Raw genomic sequence first — 1272 nt, 5'->3', positions numbered from 1 at the left:
CCGGCCGGGTCGGGTTCGATGTGCCGGGCGGCCGGTATGCCCTTCTTCAGGCGCAGGCCACGGACCTGGGCAACACGGTGGTCTTCGCGAGCCTGGCGACCGGTGGCGAGCTGCATGTCCTGCCCGAGGAAGCGGTCACCGACCCGGCGCTGGTGGCCGGTTACCTGACCGAGCACTCGATCGATTTCCTCAAGGCCGTTCCCTCGCACCTGGCCGCGCTGGCCTCCGTGGCCGGGGCGGAGGGTGTCCTGCCGGCCCGTTCGCTGGTCCTGGGCGGTGAGGCGGCCTCGCCGGAGCTGGTGTGTGAACTGGTGGAACACGCCGGTGAGGCGGGGGTGTTCAATCACTACGGTCCGACGGAGACGACCATCGGTGTCGCGACCACCCGCCTGAGCGCGGACGATGCGGGCGTGGGCCTGGTCCCGGTGGGCTCGCCGGTGGGCAACACCCGCTTCTACGTCCTGGACGAGGCTCTGCGTCCGGTACCGGTGGGCGTGGCCGGTGAGCTGTACGTCGCGGGTGCGCAGGTGGCGCGCGGCTATGTCCAGCGCCCCGGGTTGACGGCTGAGCGGTTCGTGGCGAATCCGTTCGAGCCGGGTGCGCGGATGTATCGCACGGGTGACCGGGCCCGTTGGACGGCCGACGGTCGGGTGGTGTTCCTGGGCCGCACGGACGAGCAGGTCAAGGTTCGTGGTTATCGCGTGGAGCTGGGCGAGGTGCAGTCCGTCGCCGCTGCTTACCCGTTGGTCGCGCAGGCGGCGGTCGTCGCCCGTGAGGGCGTTCCGGGGGAGACCCGTCTGGTGGCGTATGTGGTCGCGGACGATCCGGATGAGGACAGCAGCGGACTGCCTGCCGCGGTACGTGAGTTCATGGCGCGGCGTCTGCCGGAGCACATGGTGCCGTCGGCGGTCGTGGTCTTGGGCGAGCTGCCGCTGACCGGGAACGGGAAGCTGGACCGCAAGGCCCTGCCCGCCCCGGACTACGGCAACTCCTCGGCCGGTACCGGCCGCCGCGCGGCGAGTCTGCAGGAGGAGTTGCTCTGCCTGGCCTTCGCCGAGGTCCTCGGCCTGGACAGCGTCGGTGTCGACGACGACTTCTTCGAGCTCGGCGGTCACTCCCTCCTCGCGGTGCGCCTCGTCAGCCGTATCCGCACCGTTCTGGGTGTCGAGACGGAGATCCGCACCCTGTTCGAGGCCCCGACCGTCGCGGCCCTCGCCGCCCGCCTCACGGGCGCCGAGACCGCCCGCACCCCCCTCACGCCCATGCCCCGAC

1 protein-coding gene is annotated in these 1272 nt (G+C 71.5%); it reads left to right on the top strand.

Annotated elements, in window-relative coordinates:
- Positions 1-1272 (top strand): non-ribosomal peptide synthetase (locus ABT300_RS44180; RefSeq protein WP_351688860.1); only part of this gene is annotated, 1272 nt, incomplete at both ends.

Origin of the sequence: Streptomyces sp. NPDC001027, assembly GCF_040299045.1 — a bacterium.
GTDB lineage: Bacteria > Actinomycetota > Actinomycetes > Streptomycetales > Streptomycetaceae > Streptomyces.
Note: the sequence above shows the minus strand (reverse complement) of the source record. Positions and strands in the feature narration are given on the sequence as shown.